The sequence below is a fragment of the Candidatus Thioglobus autotrophicus genome (assembly GCF_001293165.1).
Taxonomy (GTDB): Bacteria; Pseudomonadota; Gammaproteobacteria; order PS1; family Pseudothioglobaceae; genus Thioglobus_A; species Thioglobus_A autotrophicus.
Map to the genome: position 1 here is coordinate 111,768 of NZ_CP010552.1, position 18,005 is coordinate 129,772.

The following is an 18,005-nucleotide window of genomic DNA, read 5'->3' on the forward strand; positions in this document are numbered from 1 at the left end:
AAGTAGGTTCTTCCAATGATAAACCACTTAAGTTACAATATTCAAATATATTAATAAAAAGGTAATAAACTAATGAAAGCTTTTGTAGTTGAAAAGATTAAAGACAAAGAATTTACAACCGGTGTCAAAGAAGTTGAAAAACCTATTCTGAGCGAACACGAGGTTTTAATCAAAACCTCTTACTCCTCATTAAATTATAAAGACGCTTTAAGCTCTACTGGAAATCCTGGCGTCACCATAGTTTTTCCACATATAACGGGTATTGATGTCAGTGGTATTGTGGCTGAATCTAAATCAAATCTATTTGCAGTGGGTGATGAAGTTTTGATAACTGGCTATGATTTGGGCATGAACACTAATGGTGGCCATAGTGAATTTATAAAAGCCCCAGATACCTGGGTAATCAAAAAGCCAGATAACATTTCTTTAAGAGAGCTGATGATTTATGGAACGGCTGGGTTGACGGCGGCCTTAAGTGTTAATGAACTATTAAACAATGGAATTACAAGTGGTGAAATACTCGTCACAGGCGCTACTGGCGGTGTTGGCAGTATATCTGTTGCCATTCTGTCCAAACTTGGGTTTGATGTTATCGCACTTTCTGGAAAAGAAGATCAAATCGATTATCTAAAAAGCATTGGTGCCAAAGAAATTATTTTAAGAAAAGATTTTGATATTGAAAACAAAAGGCCAATGGGCAGGGAAAGGTTCTCAGGCGTGATAGACACGGTTGGTGGAAACATACTGGCTGAAGCTCTAAAGCAAATTAAGTATGATGGCGTTGCCACCTGTTGTGGACTAACTGCTTCGCCTGTATTTAACACCAATGTATTCCCTTTTATCTTAAGAGGTGTAAGGCTAATTGGAATCGACTCAGTTGAGGCTTCGTTAGCTAAGAAAACCCAAGCCTGGGAGAAAATTGCCAGTGACTTTAAAATTAATACCTTAGAAAAATTAGTGAATGAAATATCCCTCAATGAAATTCAACAAGCTTATAAAGAAATATTAGCAGCAAAAGCAGTTGGAAGATATTTGGTCAAATTATGAGAGCAATTAGAATTCACCAGTACGGTGGCACAGAAACGCTACAACTGAATCAAATTGATACGCCTAAGATTAATACGGACGATATCTTAATTAAAGTTAAATCGTCTTCAATTAATCCAGTTGATTGGAAAATAAGAGAAGGATATTTAAAGGATTTTATTCCATATCAAATGCCCGTAACATTAGGTTTCGATGTGTCTGGTGTGGTCAGTGAAGTAGGATCTGAAGTCACTGATTTTAAAGTTGGTGATGAAGTTTTTAGTCGTCCCGATATTAGTCGTGATGGTGCATATGCTGATTATATTGCAGTAAAGGCCGATGAAGTTGCCTTCAAATCGCCCAAATTAAGTTTTGAACAGGCAGCAGCTTTACCCTTAGCGGGGATCACGGCTTGGCAATGTTTAGTCGATGTGGGTCAGCTGCAAGCAGGACAACGTGTATTAATTCATGCGGGCGCCGGTGGCGTCGGACATTTAGCTATACAAATAGCAAAAGCAAAAGGTGCAACTGTTATTGCCACGGCTTCAACAGCCAATCAAGAGTTACTCACTCAATTTGGTGCCGACCAAGCCGTTGATTATACTAAAGGATCATTACTCGAACAGATAGAGCCTGTTGATTTAGTTATCGATACAATTGGTGGAGAAGTGCAAAGCAACTCTTGGGCACTTTTAAAAGCGGGTGGAATGTTGGTTTCTATTGTCGACCAGCCAAGCGAAGAGCTAGCAAAACAACATAACGCTAAAGCTGCATTTGTTTTTATAGAGTCTAGTAGTCGAATATTACGCGAATTAAATAAGTTAGTTGAAAAAGATCAACTCCTACCATTTATTGAACATCGCTTTTCATTAGAGCAAATTGCCGATGCGCATTTGCAGAGTCAGACAGGACGAACAAGGGGAAAAATAATTATTAAAGTAAGCTAATCTAGTGCAGAATTATTAGATATTTACATTTAATAAAAAATATTTTAAGATGGTAGTCACGGTCAGATTTGAACTGACGACTTCCAGCATGTCATGCTGGCACTCTAACCAACTGAGTTACGCGACTATAAAGATTGCTATCAACAGGTGTCGATAACGAATTGGAAATTATACCCCCTTAAAAAGGGAAAAACACCTCACAAAGAGGTATTCAAATCACTAAAAACAGGTTTTAATCGTTTCCTGAATATTGCTAGCAGCCTCATATGGGTTATCAGCATTTTTAATAGGACGACCTACAACAATATAATCAGAGCCTGATTTGAAAGCTGTAGCCACATCAACCACACGTTTTTGATCGTCATCGTTGTCAACTGGACGAATACCTGGCGTAACAGCAATTAGCTTGTTGTCAACATATTGTCTTAAAAATGGCACTTCAAGACCGGAAGAAACTACACCGTCACAGCCTGCTTCAAAAGCACGCTTGGCACGAGAAATAACCAAATCTTTCACATCACATTTAAAGCCTAAATCGTCAAGATCACCACGGTCTAAACTTGTTAGTGCTGTTACTGCCAAAATTTTAAGGTCACCTTTATTTTCAGCTGCTTTTTCCATCAACCCTTGGTTACCATGAATAGTGGCAAAAGTAGCACCCGTTTGACTAAGGCGAGCAATCGTTCTGCCCACTGTTTCCGGTACATCAAAAAACTTAAGATCAACAAAGACTTTCTTATCTTTTGCGATCAACCAATCCATTAATTGAAAATACTGACCTGTCATTAGCATTTCCATGCCAATTTTATAAAAATTAACACTGTCATCTAGTTGATTAACCAAATCTTTAGCCTGATTAACTTCTGGCACATCTAATGCAAAGATAAGTCTATCTTCAAGTTTAATATCTTTCATGGTGGTTCCTATTTAAAAAATACTGCCACCAGAATAGCCATTTTCATTGGCTTTTCTAATCCAGAGTTTTGATTGTTCAATATCCTTATCGACCGACTTCGCTAAGGCATAAAAAATGCCCAAATTATACTGTGCTTTTGCATATTCCTGGTTGGCCGATTTTTGGTACCACTCAAATGCCTTAGATAAATCCTTATCAACACCCAAGCCTAAATCATAAGCCAGTGCTAATTCATATTGAGACTGTGCATCACCCTGTTCGGCAAGTTGCTTAGCCTGCTCAAAGGTTTTTTCTACTGCCATTTAATTATCGTGGAGAAATATCAATATTTACTTTAACCGTGTCACCATATGGTTTATTTTTAGTCGTGTAAGTAAATGTACGATTATCATATTCATATTCAACACGATAATGGCTTAAACGCTTAACTGATTCACTGCGATATTTTGTTTCACAAACTTCTTTACTAACCACTCTACCGGTCTTTGATTTGGCCAATTCATCATCATGTGCTAGCGAAGCACCAAGTAATGCACCTGCAGCTGTCATCGCATCTTTGCCACTTCCACCGCCAAATTGATTGCCAATCAAGCCACCAAATAATCCACCTACAATTTCGTTCGTTGCAGAGCCGTCACCGTCTCCTTGATAAAACTCCTTAATATAGCAGTCTTGATATGGCTCTCGAATCGTGTGTGTTTTGTATATTTTATCCACAGAGGTAATTTTTGCCACATCTGAATAATTACCTGCATTTACCGTTTGTACGGCAACCAACAAAGGAATTAACATTATTGTATTTATCTTCATCTAACAACTCCATTTAGTAGTTTTATAGTAATATATATTCTACGCTTTTTGATGATATTTATCTATGAATTCTCAGACATTATATTACGTATATGATCCAATGTGTTCTTGGTGTTGGGGTTTTGAAAAAACCTGGCTTCAGGTTAAACGATCACTGCCAAAATCTATAACTATTAAATATATATTAGGTGGTTTGGCACCCGATAGTAAAGAAATTATGTCTGATGAAATGCGTCAATATATTCAAGCAAATTGGCTAAAAATTCAACAATCTATCCCAGGTACACAATTTAATTTTGATTTTTGGAAACATTGCTCACCTATGAGATCAACCTACCCTGCTTGCAGAGCAGTTATAGCTGCAAAGAATCAAGGTTTAGAATATGAGCTCAGCATGCTTAATGCCATTCAGAATGCCTACTACTTACAAGCAAAAAACCCATCTAAAGATTTGACACTCATTGAACTTGCACACTCTTTAAATTTAAATATTGAACAATTTACCCAAGATTTAAATTCGACAGTAACACACCAACAGTTATTAGATGACATCACACTTGCAAAATCTCTAAGGATAACCAGCTTTCCATCGCTATTACTCAGTAGCAATCAGGGAGATAAACCAATCACTATTGATTACAATAATGCCAAACTAATTATTAACCAAATCTTAGCTTGAATAATTAGCCCAAAACGCTGATAATAGCAACCTTGCCTTCGTAGCTCAGCTGGATAGAGCAGCCGCCTCCTAAGCGGCAGGTCAGCCGTTCGAATCGGCTCGAGGGCACCATAAATTGATAAAAAAATTCGCAAATAATGCGAATGAGTAAAAATCAGCAAAAATAACTTAAAAAACAACAAAAAATCAAGCTTTAGAGTGGAAAAAAAGACCTTTTCACCTTGAAAAATCACCAAAAACACCTTTTTTACCCAAATAACACCCTAACACAAAGACAATCCAAACGGATAATTAAAAATTTGGCAAATTTTAACAATGAGTGTTTTTTTAAGGTTTTATCAATAAAAAAGTGAATTTACACTGAGTTTTTATTGCTTTACTAAGGTGCACCCCAAGAGTACTTCCTCGCTTCATTCAGGGCGCGGGATTAAAAAACTTTAAATGAACGGCTTCAATGGCTTGCTCAATCTCTTCACTCCATTCAAAATTGACAGCGTTAATGTTTTCTTTAAGCTGATCCATATTGGTAGCGCCAATAATAGTGCTGGCGCAAAACCAACGTGAATAAGTAAATGCCAGTGCCAATGTGGCTGGCGTAGTGCTTAGTTCTTCAGCTAAATCAGAATAAGCTTTAATAGCTGGCCCGACACTTGGTTTTTCATATCGCTGTGCAAAGCCGTCAAAATCATTTACTCGCCCCTGAGCTTTTGGATCGTTAATGTATTTGGCACTGAGATGGCCAAATGCCATAGGAGAATATGCTAAAAGTGGTACGTTTTCACGATAGCCCATTTCTCGCAGAGATGAGTCGTAAGTGCGATTAATTAAATTATAAGCATTTTGCATGCTCACCACGCGTGGTAAACCTTCTCGTTCAGAGGCGTTTAAAAACTGCATTAAACCCCAAGGCCACTCATTAGACAAGCCAATATGTCGAATCTTACCTTCTTTGACTAGTCCAGATAATGCTTCTAGCGTCTCAACAAAAGCTGTAAATTCTCGCTCATGCGTTGGATCAAATAAATATTGACCAAACATAGGTGTGTTACGCTCTGGCCAATGCAGCTGATACAGATCAATATAATCAGTCTGTAAGCGTTTTAAAGATCCTTCCACGGCATTGTTTAAGTTTGTACTATTAAATGCATGTTCACCATCACGAACCCAAGGCATTCCTCGCGAACTTCCAGCAGCTTTAGTGGCTAAAATAATTTTATCACGTGGCTTATTTTTTACCCAATTACCAACAATGGTTTCAGTGGAGTAAGCTGTATTTTCACGTGGGGGAACTGGGTACATTTCAGCTGTATCAATAAAGTTTACCCCTTGATCCATTGCGTAGTCAAGCTGTTGGTGTGCTTCTTGTTGTGAGTTTTGCTGACCGAAAGTCATGGTGCCCATGCAAATATTAGACACCATTAAATCGCTACTTCCAAGCTGAGTATATTTGACCATCATCTGAATATGTTTATAAAGTGCAATATATTAACATGATAAGCGAGATTCAAACTGCACGGTTGAATGTATACTGACATTTGAATTTAAATAGTCAAAGACCCTGTGAACAACATCAATTTACTTGATAAAAATAACAACTTCAATATCTTGTTAGCAGGCATTATAGGTCTTTTTATTGGTGTAGGTGTTGCCAGATTTGCTTACACATCGCTACTCCCTTCTATGCTCGATGACAAAACTCTGTCACTTACTTTTTCTGGTGTTTTGGCTTCCACTAATTACGTTGGTTATTTACTGGGTGCCCTATTTGCAGTTTTTATCAAAGACATCGATACGAAGGTTAAATACTTTAGGCTAGGACTGGTCTTATGTGTTGTTTCCACCGCCATGATGGGTGTTGCTACTCAAGATATGTGGCTAATAGTTAGTAGAATCATTGCAGGCTTTGGTGGCGCTATGGCCTTGGTAGTTGGTGCGGCGATTGTTATGGTGAAGCTTAACTTTGAAGATAAAACTAAAGCGATGGGGATTTATTTTTCTGGCATTGCTATTGCGTTAGCGGTGTCAGATATTATTGCCAGATTAGTTTTAACCATTGATACTTGGCAAGCCTCTTGGCTAATGCTAGCACTTAGCGCCGCACTAGTCTTGCCTTATCCTTGGTATATTTTATCCAGCCATCAAAAAATTAGGACAAACACAACCACCCACACCTTGAACAAAAAATTGTTTTCTAGTTTTGTAATCATCTTAATTTTGGCTTATTTTACCGAAGGTGTAGGGATGGTGGTTCAAGGCACTTTTTTACCAACCATTATTCAATCACTGCCAGGGCTAGAGTCTTTTGCTGGTTCAACTTGGTTATTGGTGGGCCTGGCTGGAATCCCTTCTTCAATTATTTGGATGCGTCTAGCGCATCAACATGGCAGTGTTAATATTATTATCATTGCCATGAGCATTCAAATAGTTGGTATTTTGATCCCAACTTTAAGTCACAATCTTTATTTAAATCTATTATCTGGTATTTTGTATGGTGGCACGTTTGTGGGGCTAGTGGCACTTTTTATGCATTTAGGCGGCAAGATTGCTGGTGAAAATCCAGTTATGCTAATGGGTGCTCTCACCGTTGCCTATGGTATTGGGCAAGTAAGCGCACCTTTATACGCTGTAACACTAACTGAGCAATCGGGTAATTATAATCATGCGCTGTACGTGACGGCCGCCCTTGTATTCAGTGGTGTACTCATGCTTTTGATAACCAAAATAGTTGGCATTAAACCTAATACACTGTAGTTTTTAGTCGTACAATACATTTAACTAACCACAAAACTAAATTATGCATCAGAAACTCGACGCCAAGGCCTTGGCACTCTCTTTAGGAATTCTATGGTCATTAGCAATATTGTCCATCTCGATTGTGGCTCTATATTCTGATAGCTATTTACATCATATAACCAGCTTTTTTTCAAGCATTTATCTAGGCTATTCACTCAGCTTGACAGGAATCTTAATTGGCATGGTGTGGGCATTTGTTGATGCTGCTATTGGTGGCTTAGTTTTGGCATGGCTATATAACAAACTAGTGAAATAACCAAGCACCTAGGTATAATTAATTTCATATTAAATACTTAGGTTAGCAGTATGTCTGGCAATTCTTTTGGAAAATTATTTACAATCACCACAGCGGGTGAATCTCACGGCGAGTCTTTAGTTGGTATTGTTGATGGCTGCCCTCCTGGAATGGATCTTTGCGAAGCTGATTTACAAGGCGATTTAGATCTAAGAAAGCCAGGCACTTCACGCCACACAACACAGCGTCGTGAAGAAGATTTAGTCAAGATTTTATCAGGCACCTTCGAAGGTAAAACTACAGGCACCTCTATCGCGTTGATCATTCAAAACACTGATCAACGCTCTAAAGATTATGGCAATATAGCCAATACATTTCGCCCAGGTCACGCTGATTACACCTACGACCAGAAGTATGGCTTTAGGGATTATCGTGGTGGTGGCAGATCTTCTGCTCGAGAAACTGCAATGCGTGTTGCTTGTGGCGGTATCGCCAAAAAATACTTAAAAGAAAATTTAGGCATTGAAATTAAAGGCTATTTAAAACAACTCGGACCTATTGAAGCTGAAACACTAGATTGGTCTGAAGTACACAACAATCCATTTTTTTGCCCTGATGCTAGTAAAGTTACAGAGCTGGAAGAGTACATGGATGCCCTGAGAAAATCTGGTGATTCAATTGGTGCTCGTGTAAATGTGGTTGCCACCAATATGCCTGTAGGGCTTGGTGAGCCAATCTTTGATCGTATTGAGGCTGATGTAGCCCATGCAATGATGAGTATCAACGCCGTTAAAGGTGTGGAAATTGGCGCTGGTTTTGAATCAGTTATTCAAAAAGGCACAGAGCACCGTGATGCGATTACCATAGACGGATTTAAATCCAATCATGCTGGTGGCACATTGGGCGGTATTACTTCTGGCCAAGATCTATTAGTATCAATGGCACTCAAGCCCACTTCTAGCTTGCGCCTGCCAATTGAAAGTATTGATAAAGACGGCAGTCCAATTGAGGTTGTCACCAAAGGTCGTCATGATCCTTGTGTTGGCATTCGCGCAACACCAATTGCCGAGGCTATGCTAGCAATGGTGATTATGGATCATGTGATGCGCCATCGTGCACAAAATACTAACGTCAAGTCTTCAACGCCTGTTGTACCAGGTTCTAGTACATAATTAATTTTTACTTTAAATTCACCAACAAGGAAAAACATGCTGTTTTCATTGATTAATAAATACGCCTCTACAAATCCTAAAAACGATATTTTATCGGGCCTAACCGTTGCTTTAGCACTAGTACCTGAAGCGGTGGCTTTTGCCATTATTGCAGGTGTTAATCCGCTGGTTGGCTTGTACGCCGCATTCACTATTGGCTTAGTAACTTCAATCGCAGGTGGTCGCCCAGGTATGATTTCTGGTGCAACTGGTGCGGTAGCTGTAGTGGTCGCCCCTCTAATTGCCATGATCCTTGAGCAAGGTGGTACACTAGAACAAGCCACAGAATACTTATTCGCCGCAGTAATTTTGGCCGGTATCTTCCAAATATTATTTGGTGTACTCAAACTGGGTAAGTTCATCCGTCTAGTACCTCATCCCGTATTCTTAGGTTTTGTAAATGGTATTGCTTTGGTTATCTTTGCTGGACAGATCAAGCAGTTTGAACTAGAAGACGGAACATGGATTACTGGTGAGCCACTAATGATTATGCTGGCTATTGCTGCAATAACCATGGCAGTCATTCATTTCTTGCCAAAAATTACCAAGACTGTGCCTGCAATCTTAGTTGCTGTTATTGCAGGAACTATCGTAGTAATTGCACTTGGTATCGAAACACGCACTGTTGGTGACATAGCTTCTATTAAAGGTGGCCTTCCTCCATTCCACATCCCTGACGTGCCATTTGATTTAGAAATGCTACAGGTAATATTGCCATTTGCAATAACAATAGCAGCAGTTGGCTTAATTGAAAGCCTGTTAACTTTAAATCTTGTTGACGACCTAACAGAAACCACAGGACAGCCAAATCGTGAAAGTATTGGCCAAGGTCTTGCCAACTCAACAACTGGCCTTTTTGGTGGTATGGGTGGTTGTGCTATGGTGGGTCAAAGTATTATTAATGTCAAATCAGGCGGTCGCGGTCGTCTATCAGGCATTGTTGCTTCGCTAGCATTGTTAGTATTTATTGTTTATTTATCTGAATACGTTGAAATGATTCCTATTGCTGTATTGATTGGCGTAATGATGATGGTGGTTATTGGAACATTCCAATGGTGTACGCTGAAGTTGTTTGGCAAGATTCCAGTGCTAGATATCATTGCTGGAATATCAGTAGCAGTAATCACCCTATGGACCAGTGACTTAGCTTTAGCAGTGGTTGTTGGTGTTATTCTATCTGCCCTATCTTTTGCTTGGGAATCAGCCAGTAAGATTTACATCAAGAAAGAACAAAATGATCAAGGTGATAATGTCTACAAAATTACAGGCACTTTATTCTTTGCCTCAAAAGAGCATTTCCAAGAATTATTTGATCCTAAATCAGATACAGATGATGTATATGTTGATTTTGGAGATGCTAGAGCATTAGATCACTCTGCTATTCAAGCGATTGATAAATTGGCTGAACGCTACAAACGAGTAGGGAAAACCTTACATTTGCAACATTTAAGCGCTGAATGCCGATTACTCCTAAAAACGGCTAAGCATCTTGTTGAAGTGAATATTCTAGAAGATCCAAAATATCATGTGGCTGACGACAAGCTAGCTTAATCAAACTATTGACTAATGCATTTTTTTGATTTATATTGACCTTCTATGAATTTATTTATTATTTAAGGAAATATAGATATGAAAAAAACTCTACTAATAGCGATGCTTATATCAAGCAGTGTCATGGCTCATCAGTCATTTCATAATTATTCGCCTAGTCATGGCCTTAATGACAATTTTTGGTCAAATTTCAATAGACAGTTTCAGCAATTTGACAACGGAATACGTACTGTTCAAAATCAAAATGCGATTACTACGCAAACTAAGCGATATTTTGATGATCAATCTAATCACTACATGATTGAAATAAAAGTGAAAGGATTGGCTAAAGAAAATTTAGATATCACCACTAGAAATAACATGATTTATATCAGTGGACGTGTGCAAATATCTGAGAAAACAGCTAACAGTTCTCGCACTTCATCGAGTAAATTCTCGCAATCTTATTCATTGCCAAATGATGCAGATACAGATAATATTAACGCTGAATTTAAAAGTGGACTTTTAACTGTCTCTATTCCAAAACTAGAAAAAGCTAAACCCTTGGTAAACAAAATTACTATTCAGTAGATCGTTTATTTACCTTTTTCGTCACCCCAAAGCAACTTATGCATTTGTACTTGCATACGCACATTAAGCTGAGCTTCAAGAATCCAATCGGCTAATTGAGTTGGTGTTATTTGATCAAACACAGGGGAGAATAAAACACCAGCTTGAGTTGGGTATTGATTTAGAATATCAACACTCCAATCAAAATCATGGCGCGATCCAATGACAAATTTAAGCTGATCTTTTGCTTGAAGTTTTGCAACATTACTGTATAAGTTTTTATCCACTTCATTTGAACAAGGTGTCTTAATATCCATCACGATAGAAACGCCTGGATTGATCTGTTCAATGTCAATACTGCCACTGGTTTCTAATGAGACTTTATAGTTATTTTTAATCAAAGTATCTAATAAAACATAACAATTAATTTGCGCCAACGGCTCTCCACCTGTCACACAGACATATTGAGTGTTGTATTGGCCAACTTCGGCCATAATTGTATCGATACTAATTAGATTGTTGCCTTTAAAGGCATACTCAGTATCGCAATAAGTACAGCGCAGTGGACAACCTGTTAGGCGAATAAAGATACTAGGTAGGCCCACTTCTCTAGCCTCACCTTGTAGTGAATAGAAAATTTCAGTAATGTTTAAATTAGTATTCATAAGGCGGTTTTAAATTGAGAATCTTTTAAGTTTTTTATTTGATTACGTACATCTGCAGCCTTTTCAAACTCTAAATCACTGGCAAGCTTATACATTTGTTTTTCTAATAATTTAATTTCTTTAGCCAGTTGCACGGGGGATAGTTGAACTATTAGCTGTTCATGATTATCTTCAGCTATTTCTTCACTGGTTAAATCTGTTTCTAAAATATTAATAATAGGCTTAACAACACCTCGTGGGGTAATGTTGTTTTCTTGGTTATGCTGCTCTTGTTTTTCACGCCTTCTCTGCGTTTCATCCATGGCTTTTTTCATCGATTTAGTAATTCGATCAGCATATAAAATTGCCTTACCGTTAACATTTCTAGCCGCCCTACCCATGGTCTGAATGAGCGATCTTTCAGAGCGCAAGAATCCTTCTTTGTCTGCATCCAATATCGCCACTAAAGACACCTCAGGTATGTCTAATCCTTCTCTGAGTAAGTTAATACCCACTAAGACATCAAATACACCAAGACGTAAATCTCGAATAATTTCAACGCGCTCAACCGTATCAATATCAGAATGTAGGTAACGAACCTTAACCCCATGTTCGTTTAAGTATTCACTTAATTGTTCAGACATTTTTTTAGTCAGTGTGGTGACCAATACTCGATCACCCACCTTAACACGCTTGTGAATTTCACTGAGTAAATCATCCACCTGAGTGCCCACTGGTCTAATTTCTATTTCAGGGTCTAATAGTCCAGTTGGGCGTACTACCTGCTCTGCAATCGTACTAGAAACATCAAACTCGTATTGAGATGGCGTTGCAGAGACTAAAATACATTGATGAATACGCTGTTCAAACTCGTCATACTTTAAAGGGCGGTTATCTAGCGCAGAAGGCAGGCGAAATCCAAACTCTACCAGTGTTTTTTTGCGCGCCCTATCGCCGTTATACATGCCACCAATTTGGCCAACAGTCACATGCGACTCATCCAAAATAATTAAGGAGTTTTCAGGCAAATAATCCAACAAAGTTGGTGGTGGATCGCCTGGTTTGCGTGAAGATAGATAACGCGAATAATTTTCAATACCCGTGCAATAACCCAGCTCACGCATCATTTCGATATCCATATGCACACGCTGAGTCAGACGCTGCTCCTCTACTAATTTATTTAAAGAAAGCAGTTCTTTTCTTCGAACCTTTAACTCATCTTTAACATCATCCAGCATATTTAAAATCTTGGATTTTGGTGTTACATAATGCGTTTGTGGATAAATGGTTATACGTTGTAAGGACTTAAGGCGCTCACCCGTTAATGGATCAAACCAATATAGTCGCTCAATCTCTTCGTCAAACATTTCAATACGTAAGGCTTGCTCTTCGGAGTCTGCTGGAAAAATATCAATCACTTCACCTTTCACTCGAAAGCAGCCTCTTAGCAAAGTAACATCGTTACGCGTATATTGCATTTGCGATAAACGTGATAATATTTCTCTCTGGTTAGAAACCTCTCCAACGCTCAAATGCAACAGCATTGACATATAACTCTCAGGATCACCCAAACCATAAATAGCGGATACACTGGCAATAATAATAACGTCGTCTCGTTCTAAAAGAGATTTGGTAGCAGACAGGCGCATTTGCTCAATTTGCTCATTAATTGAAGAGTCTTTTTCAATAAAGGTGTCAGAGGCTGGCACGTAGGCTTCAGGCTGGTAATAATCATAATACGAGACAAAATACTCCACCGCATTATGCGGGAAAAATTCTTTCATCTCAGCGTACAGTTGGGCGGCTAATGTCTTATTAGGCGCCATAATCAAGCTTGGGCGCTTGGTTTGTTTAATCACATTTGCCAGGGTAAATGTCTTGCCTGAACCGGTAACACCTAAAAGCGTTTGAAACTTCTCACCTGCATTTATACCGTCCACCAAAGTCCGAATAGCACTTGGCTGATCTCCACTGGGAGAAAATTGTGATTCTAGTTGAAATTTTTTGCCCACTACTTGTATTTTTTCATTAACATTAACACTCAATTTTAATCTATTTTTTATCAAAAATTATGTCAGAGTTACTTTCTAAAAGAGTTCAAAAAGTTAAACCTTCAGCCACCTTAGCGGTCACCGCAAAAGCCAACGAATTAAAATCTCAAGGCATTCAAATTGTGCCAATGGGTTCCGGCGAGCCAGATTTTGATACGCCTTTAAATATTCAGAAAGCAGGTATTGATGCGATTAAAAATGGGCAAACTAGATACACAGCAGTTGATGGTACGCCTGTTTTAAAACAAGCCATTGTTGATAAATTTAAACGTGAGAACAACCTAGACTATAGTGCTACCGAGGTTATGGTGTCATCAGGTGGTAAGCAGGTTTTTTATAATTTATGTCAAGCGATACTCGATAAAGGCAATGAAGTCATTATTCCAGCGCCTTATTGGGTTAGCTATCCTGATATGGTGATTTTAGCTGATGCCACGCCAGTGGTAGTAGAAACAGGGCTAGAGCAAGATTTTAAAATCACGCCTGAACAATTAGAGGCAAATATTAATAATAAAACCAAGCTATTTATTATTAACAGTCCTTCTAACCCTACTGGTGCGGTTTATACCAAAGAAGAATTACAAGCCCTGGCTAACATCCTTAAAAGTCATCCTCATGTGCTTGTTATCACTGATGATATTTATGAACATATTCGCTGGGGAAGTGACGATTTTATTAATATTGTCATGGCTGAACCCGAATTAAAAGACCGCACTATCATCCTTAACGGTGTCTCCAAAGGTTACGCTATGACGGGTTGGCGTATTGGCTATGGCGCAGGCCCAGAAACTGTCATTAAGGCCATGAAAAAGATTCAAGGACAATCAACCTCTAACCCTTGTTCTATTGCACAAGCAGCGGCTCTAGAAGCGCTAAATGGCGATCAAGGCATTATTGGTACAATGGTAAGTGCCTTCGAAGAAAGACACGAATTTATTGTTAATGCACTTAACGCCATTGATGGTATTGAATGCCCTAGATCGCAAGGTGCGTTTTACTCATTCCCAAGGGTTGAAGGTCTGATCAAACGCCTTGGCCTTAAGGATGATGTGGAGCTTTCCACTTTCTGTTTAGAAAAGCTAAATATTGCTTTGGTACCAGGCTCTGCATTTGGTGCGCCTGGCTACGTAAGATTCTCATTTGCAACTAGCATGGACAACATCAAGCTTGCTGTTGAGAAGCTCGCTCAAGTTTAATTCTTTTTAATCTTTCTGGTCTTTTTTGTAGAGATTCGATGATGAAAATCATTGTTTCTTTTTCGTGAAGGCTTTGATTTTGATGTGCTGCCAACTCTAGAATAAGGCACTAAACATTCGTCTCTATTACCGATCAAATCACCACGACCCATTTGCTTTAGCGCTTGTCGTAAAACATCCCAATTCTCAGGATCATGATAACGTAGAAAGGCTTTATGTAATTTTCGCTGCTGCCCACTACGCGGCGTTTTTACTGCCTCTGAGTATCGAGTAATCTTCTTCAGTGGGTTGAGTTCACTATGGTACATGGCAGAAGCTATCGCCATCGGCGTGGGGATAAAAGCTTGCACTTGGTCGGGCTTAAAATCGTTACGCTTCAGCCAAAGTGCCAAATTCAACATATCTTTGTCACTCGTTCCAGGGTGTGATGAAATAAAGTAAGGAATTAAGTATTGCTCCTTCCCTGCTTGTTTGGAGTAGCGCTCAAACAATGTCTTAAATTGATGGTAAGAACCAATTCCAGGCTTCATCATTTTTGACAAGGTATTGTCTTCAGTATGTTCAGGCGCAATTTTTAAGCGCCCGCCTACGTGATGAGTTACCAATTCTTTAACATACTCAGGATCACGAACCGCCAAATCATAGCGTAGACCTGAAGCAATAAAAACGCGTTTAACACCTTTTAGCTGGCGCGCACGTTTGTATAGTTTGGTCAGTGGCTCATGATCTGTTCCCAAATTTGGGCAAATACCCGGATAGACACAACTCAGACGGCGACACGCAGATTCGATTTTTTCATCTTTACATTGTAAACGGTACATGTTAGCCGTTGGACCACCAAGATCAGAAATATTACCTTTGAAATTCTCGTCAGTATCACGAATAGTTTCAATTTCACGAATCACTGAATCTTCAGAGCGACTCTGAATAATACGCCCTTCATGCTCGGTAATGGAGCAGAAAGTACAGCCGCCAAAACAACCTCGCATAATATTAATTGAATAACGAATCATATCAAAAGCCGGGATTTTCAGCTTGCCATAGGCAGAATGTGGTTTGCGCGTATAAGGCAATTCAAACACACTATCAAACTCTTCCATTGACAAAGGAATCGGCGGCGGATTAAGCCAAACATCGCGCTCACCATGACGTTGCACCAATGCCCTTGCATTGCCCGGATTTGTTTCCAAATGAAAAACACGGGATGTATGTGCATACGAATAGCGATCTTTCGCCACCTGCTCAAAAGAAGGTAGACGAATCACTGTATTTTCTCGCTTCAAGCCTTTGATACGCTGACCAAAATCAATCACCTGCAGTGCACCCTGATTAGGGTCAATTTTATTAGACTTGGTTTGGCTATTTTTATCACCGCAACCCTGCTCATCCTTAGTAGAAGTATCTGCATAAGGATCTTTTTGCGGATGATCTAGACTTTTTTCAGCATCAATTTCACTTGAATCTAATACCGTCCAACCATCAGGAATCCCTTGACGCATAAACGCTGTGCCACGAATATCAGTCATTTTCTTAATATCCTCACCCACTGCAATTCGGTGTGCAACCTCAACAACAGCGCATTCAGCATTACCAAAAAGCAACAAATCAGCCTTAGAATCGGGCAAGATAGAGCGGCGAATATTTTGCGACCAATGGTCATATTGTGCAATACGCCTCAAACTAGCCTCGATACCGCCAATAATTACAGGAATGCCCTTGTAAGCCTCTTTAGCACGCTGAGTATAAACAGTAGTCGCACGATCAGGGCGTTTTCCTGCTACAGCACCTGCGGTGTAGGCATCATCAGAACGAGGCCTTTTCTCAGCCGTGTAATGATTAACCATAGAATCCATATTGCCTGATGCAACTGCAAAAAATAAATTAGGCTTTCCTAGCTTGCGAAAGTCATCAGCAGAATGCCAATCTGGCTGAGAAATAATCCCTACACGAAACCCTTGAGATTCCAAAAGTCGGCCAATAATTGCCATACCAAAACTCGGATGATCTACATAAGCATCGCCTGTAACAATAATAATATCGCAAGAATCCCACCCCAATTTATCCATCTCTTTTCGAGACATGGGCAACAATGGCGCAGGAACAAGGTCCTTCTTATGGGGCCAAAATTTTGGGTAAGAGTAAAGATTCTTAGGCGGCAATTGCATGATGTTGAATTATACAGTAACCGCTCAATAGTTTAATAAATGCCGTTTTAGCAAAAACGATATTTTGCACTATCGATCTTTTTTTATAATCAGACATAAAAAAAGGCCTACAATCAATGTAGGCCTTTATTTAACTGGCTCCTCGAGCTGGGTTCGAACCAGCGACAAACGGATTAACAGCCCACGCAAAAACACTTAAAAACGGCTAAAAACCCTCTGTTACAACATTTAAGCAACCAACTTGAGTGTTTTTAGCTGTTTTTAAAGGTTTGTCGTCGTCAACTTGTCGTCAACTTTTTTTGGTGCTTTTCATCAAAATGATGTCAATTTATCGTCAACATTTTGTATATTGTAACCTTAAAAAATTAGTCAAATTTATTGGATTATTTTTAAACAAATTTAATATTTAAACTCTAAATCAGCCATCAAACCAACCTTCTTTTTGATGCCTAACTCTAACCACTAATATATTATTACTACTATCAACAAGATAGACAATTAAATGGGATTGAAAAGGATAAATTCTTACAGGTGGGTTAATCTCAAATCTTTGCTGAGCCAGCTCAGGATTTTGACTTAGTAGTTCAAATGTATTTGATAAAGATAAGTGATATGCTTGCGCTTGGTTAACACCGAATCCTTTGCCACCTTCAATAAAAATTGAAATAATATCTTCTTCGGCCTCAGCAGTTAGAGAATAACTGATTTATATACTACTTTTATTTAAGAGCTACTTTAGCTAACTCTTCCATAGATCGTGACCCTACACCACTCTCAAGACCTTTAGTTACCATAGCCTGCATTTGCTGAATTTTGATACTGGTATCTTGATCTTTTCTGATTAAATCTCTAACGTAATCGCTGGTATTTGTATATCTACCAGAGTTTTGCGCTTGAAACTCTACCCAAGTTTTCATTTCATTTGGTAATGAAACATTCATTGTAGCCATAACAACCCCTATATTGCTTAATATTTATGACATATATTAGCAGATATTGACAAATATTGCTATTATTGTAAAAAACTCTACTCTTGTTAGGAGTTAATTTTTGGGAGGATTACAGACCTGCACCAGATATCTCAATGATTTGTTTATTGGTGTAGCCTTCATTGATCATTAATTTAACGTAATCTAGCTTTTGTTCAACCGTGAACATTACACTTTGCTTCCTGGTTTTTACTTGTGTCATTTACTGACCTCCTTATAGTTTGTATTATAAGGCTATCTTTG

At 38.8% G+C, this 18,005-nt stretch carries 19 protein-coding genes and 2 tRNA genes; 10 read left to right on the forward strand and 11 right to left on the reverse strand.

The genetic code is table 11. From position 1 onward, the window contains the following. The first annotated feature begins 72 nt into the window (after positions 1-72). Positions 73-1,047 carry a YhdH/YhfP family quinone oxidoreductase gene (locus SP60_RS00595; RefSeq protein WP_053950798.1) on the forward strand — a complete coding sequence of 325 codons (975 nt, stop codon included), beginning with the start codon at positions 73-75 and terminating at the stop codon, positions 1,045-1,047. After that, positions 1,044-1,973, forward strand: coding sequence for an NADP-dependent oxidoreductase (locus SP60_RS00600; RefSeq protein ID WP_053950799.1), 930 nt, complete (start codon positions 1,044-1,046; stop codon positions 1,971-1,973). Before SP60_RS00595 ends, SP60_RS00600 begins: the two co-directional genes overlap by 4 nt. Before the next feature lie 50 nt (positions 1,974-2,023). On the opposite strand, the gene SP60_RS00605 is transcribed toward SP60_RS00600, so the two are convergent. From SP60_RS00605 to SP60_RS00620, 4 genes are all read right to left on the reverse strand, one after another. Then, positions 2,024-2,100 (reverse strand) — tRNA-Val (locus tag SP60_RS00605). A 92-nt stretch (positions 2,101-2,192) separates the two neighbouring features. Next, positions 2,193-2,888 carry an orotidine-5'-phosphate decarboxylase gene (gene pyrF, locus SP60_RS00610; protein WP_053950800.1) on the reverse strand — a complete coding sequence of 232 codons (696 nt, stop codon included), beginning with the start codon at positions 2,886-2,888 and terminating at the stop codon, positions 2,193-2,195. A gap of 12 nt (positions 2,889-2,900) precedes the next feature. Continuing rightward, positions 2,901-3,191 carry a tetratricopeptide repeat protein gene (locus SP60_RS00615; RefSeq protein ID WP_053950801.1) on the reverse strand — a complete coding sequence of 97 codons (291 nt, stop codon included), beginning with the start codon at positions 3,189-3,191 and terminating at the stop codon, positions 2,901-2,903. 4 nt (positions 3,192-3,195) lie between these two features. Next, complete coding sequence (locus SP60_RS00620) at positions 3,196-3,699, reverse strand: glycine zipper 2TM domain-containing protein (protein ID WP_053950802.1); 504 nt, start codon at positions 3,697-3,699, stop codon at positions 3,196-3,198. Positions 3,700-3,763: 64 nt separating this feature from the next. On the opposite strand from SP60_RS00620, the gene SP60_RS00625 reads away from it, so the two are divergent. Together SP60_RS00625 and SP60_RS00630 are read left to right on the forward strand one after the other, a co-directional pair. Then, entirely contained in the window at positions 3,764-4,378 is a 615-nt protein-coding gene (locus SP60_RS00625; protein WP_053950803.1) for a DsbA family protein, read from the forward strand. 34 nt (positions 4,379-4,412) lie between these two features. After that, positions 4,413-4,489, forward strand: a tRNA-Arg gene (locus tag SP60_RS00630). 303 nt (positions 4,490-4,792) lie between these two features. Here SP60_RS00630 and SP60_RS00635 read toward each other — a convergent pair. Next, positions 4,793-5,797, reverse strand: a complete 1,005-nt coding sequence (locus SP60_RS00635; RefSeq protein ID WP_233487268.1) for an aldo/keto reductase — start codon at positions 5,795-5,797, stop codon at positions 4,793-4,795. Between the two features lie 141 nt (positions 5,798-5,938). Between SP60_RS00635 and SP60_RS00640 the strand changes: the two genes are divergently transcribed. The 5 genes from SP60_RS00640 (at position 5,939) to SP60_RS00660 (ending at position 10,738) form a co-directional block, all read left to right on the forward strand. Further along, complete coding sequence (locus tag SP60_RS00640; protein ID WP_053950804.1) at positions 5,939-7,129, forward strand: YbfB/YjiJ family MFS transporter; 1,191 nt, start codon at positions 5,939-5,941, stop codon at positions 7,127-7,129. A 43-nt stretch (positions 7,130-7,172) separates the two neighbouring features. Then, positions 7,173-7,427, forward strand: coding sequence for a bacteriophage holin (locus tag SP60_RS00645; RefSeq protein ID WP_053950805.1), 255 nt, complete (start codon positions 7,173-7,175; stop codon positions 7,425-7,427). A gap of 50 nt (positions 7,428-7,477) precedes the next feature. Next, complete coding sequence (aroC, locus tag SP60_RS00650) at positions 7,478-8,578, forward strand: chorismate synthase (protein ID WP_053950806.1); 1,101 nt, start codon at positions 7,478-7,480, stop codon at positions 8,576-8,578. Between the two features lie 39 nt (positions 8,579-8,617). Further along, entirely contained in the window at positions 8,618-10,168 is a 1,551-nt protein-coding gene (locus SP60_RS00655; RefSeq protein ID WP_053952173.1) for a SulP family inorganic anion transporter, read from the forward strand. 78 nt (positions 10,169-10,246) lie between these two features. Continuing rightward, positions 10,247-10,738, forward strand: a complete 492-nt coding sequence (locus tag SP60_RS00660) for an Hsp20/alpha crystallin family protein (protein ID WP_053950807.1) — start codon at positions 10,247-10,249, stop codon at positions 10,736-10,738. A 5-nt stretch (positions 10,739-10,743) separates the two neighbouring features. Here SP60_RS00660 and queE read toward each other — a convergent pair whose 3' ends face one another. Both queE and uvrB read right to left on the reverse strand, forming a co-directional pair. Next, complete coding sequence (gene queE, locus SP60_RS00665; protein ID WP_053950808.1) at positions 10,744-11,382, reverse strand: 7-carboxy-7-deazaguanine synthase QueE; 639 nt, start codon at positions 11,380-11,382, stop codon at positions 10,744-10,746. After that, entirely contained in the window at positions 11,379-13,373 is a 1,995-nt protein-coding gene (uvrB, locus tag SP60_RS00670; RefSeq protein ID WP_053952174.1) for an excinuclease ABC subunit UvrB, read from the reverse strand. Before uvrB ends, queE begins: the two co-directional genes overlap by 4 nt. A gap of 59 nt (positions 13,374-13,432) precedes the next feature. On the opposite strand from uvrB, the gene SP60_RS00675 reads away from it, so the two are divergent. Beyond that, positions 13,433-14,608, forward strand: coding sequence for a pyridoxal phosphate-dependent aminotransferase (locus tag SP60_RS00675; protein ID WP_053950809.1), 1,176 nt, complete (start codon positions 13,433-13,435; stop codon positions 14,606-14,608). Here SP60_RS00675 and SP60_RS00680 read toward each other — a convergent pair. From SP60_RS00680 to SP60_RS08480, 4 genes are all read right to left on the reverse strand, one after another. Further along, positions 14,605-16,773, reverse strand: coding sequence for a YgiQ family radical SAM protein (locus SP60_RS00680; protein WP_053950810.1), 2,169 nt, complete (start codon positions 16,771-16,773; stop codon positions 14,605-14,607). The two genes, SP60_RS00675 and SP60_RS00680, sit on opposite strands and share 4 nt — an antisense overlap. Positions 16,774-17,191: 418 nt before the next feature. After that, positions 17,192-17,479 carry a type II toxin-antitoxin system RelE/ParE family toxin gene (locus tag SP60_RS08205; protein WP_082319672.1) on the reverse strand — a complete coding sequence of 96 codons (288 nt, stop codon included), beginning with the start codon at positions 17,477-17,479 and terminating at the stop codon, positions 17,192-17,194. A 13-nt stretch (positions 17,480-17,492) separates the two neighbouring features. Continuing rightward, entirely contained in the window at positions 17,493-17,723 is a 231-nt protein-coding gene (locus tag SP60_RS00685; protein WP_053950811.1) for a type II toxin-antitoxin system ParD family antitoxin, read from the reverse strand. 109 nt (positions 17,724-17,832) lie between these two features. Beyond that, on the reverse strand, positions 17,833-17,964 hold the full coding sequence (locus SP60_RS08480) for a hypothetical protein (protein WP_257720054.1): 132 nt from the start codon (positions 17,962-17,964) through the stop codon (positions 17,833-17,835). Between the last annotated feature and the right edge of the window lie 41 nt (positions 17,965-18,005).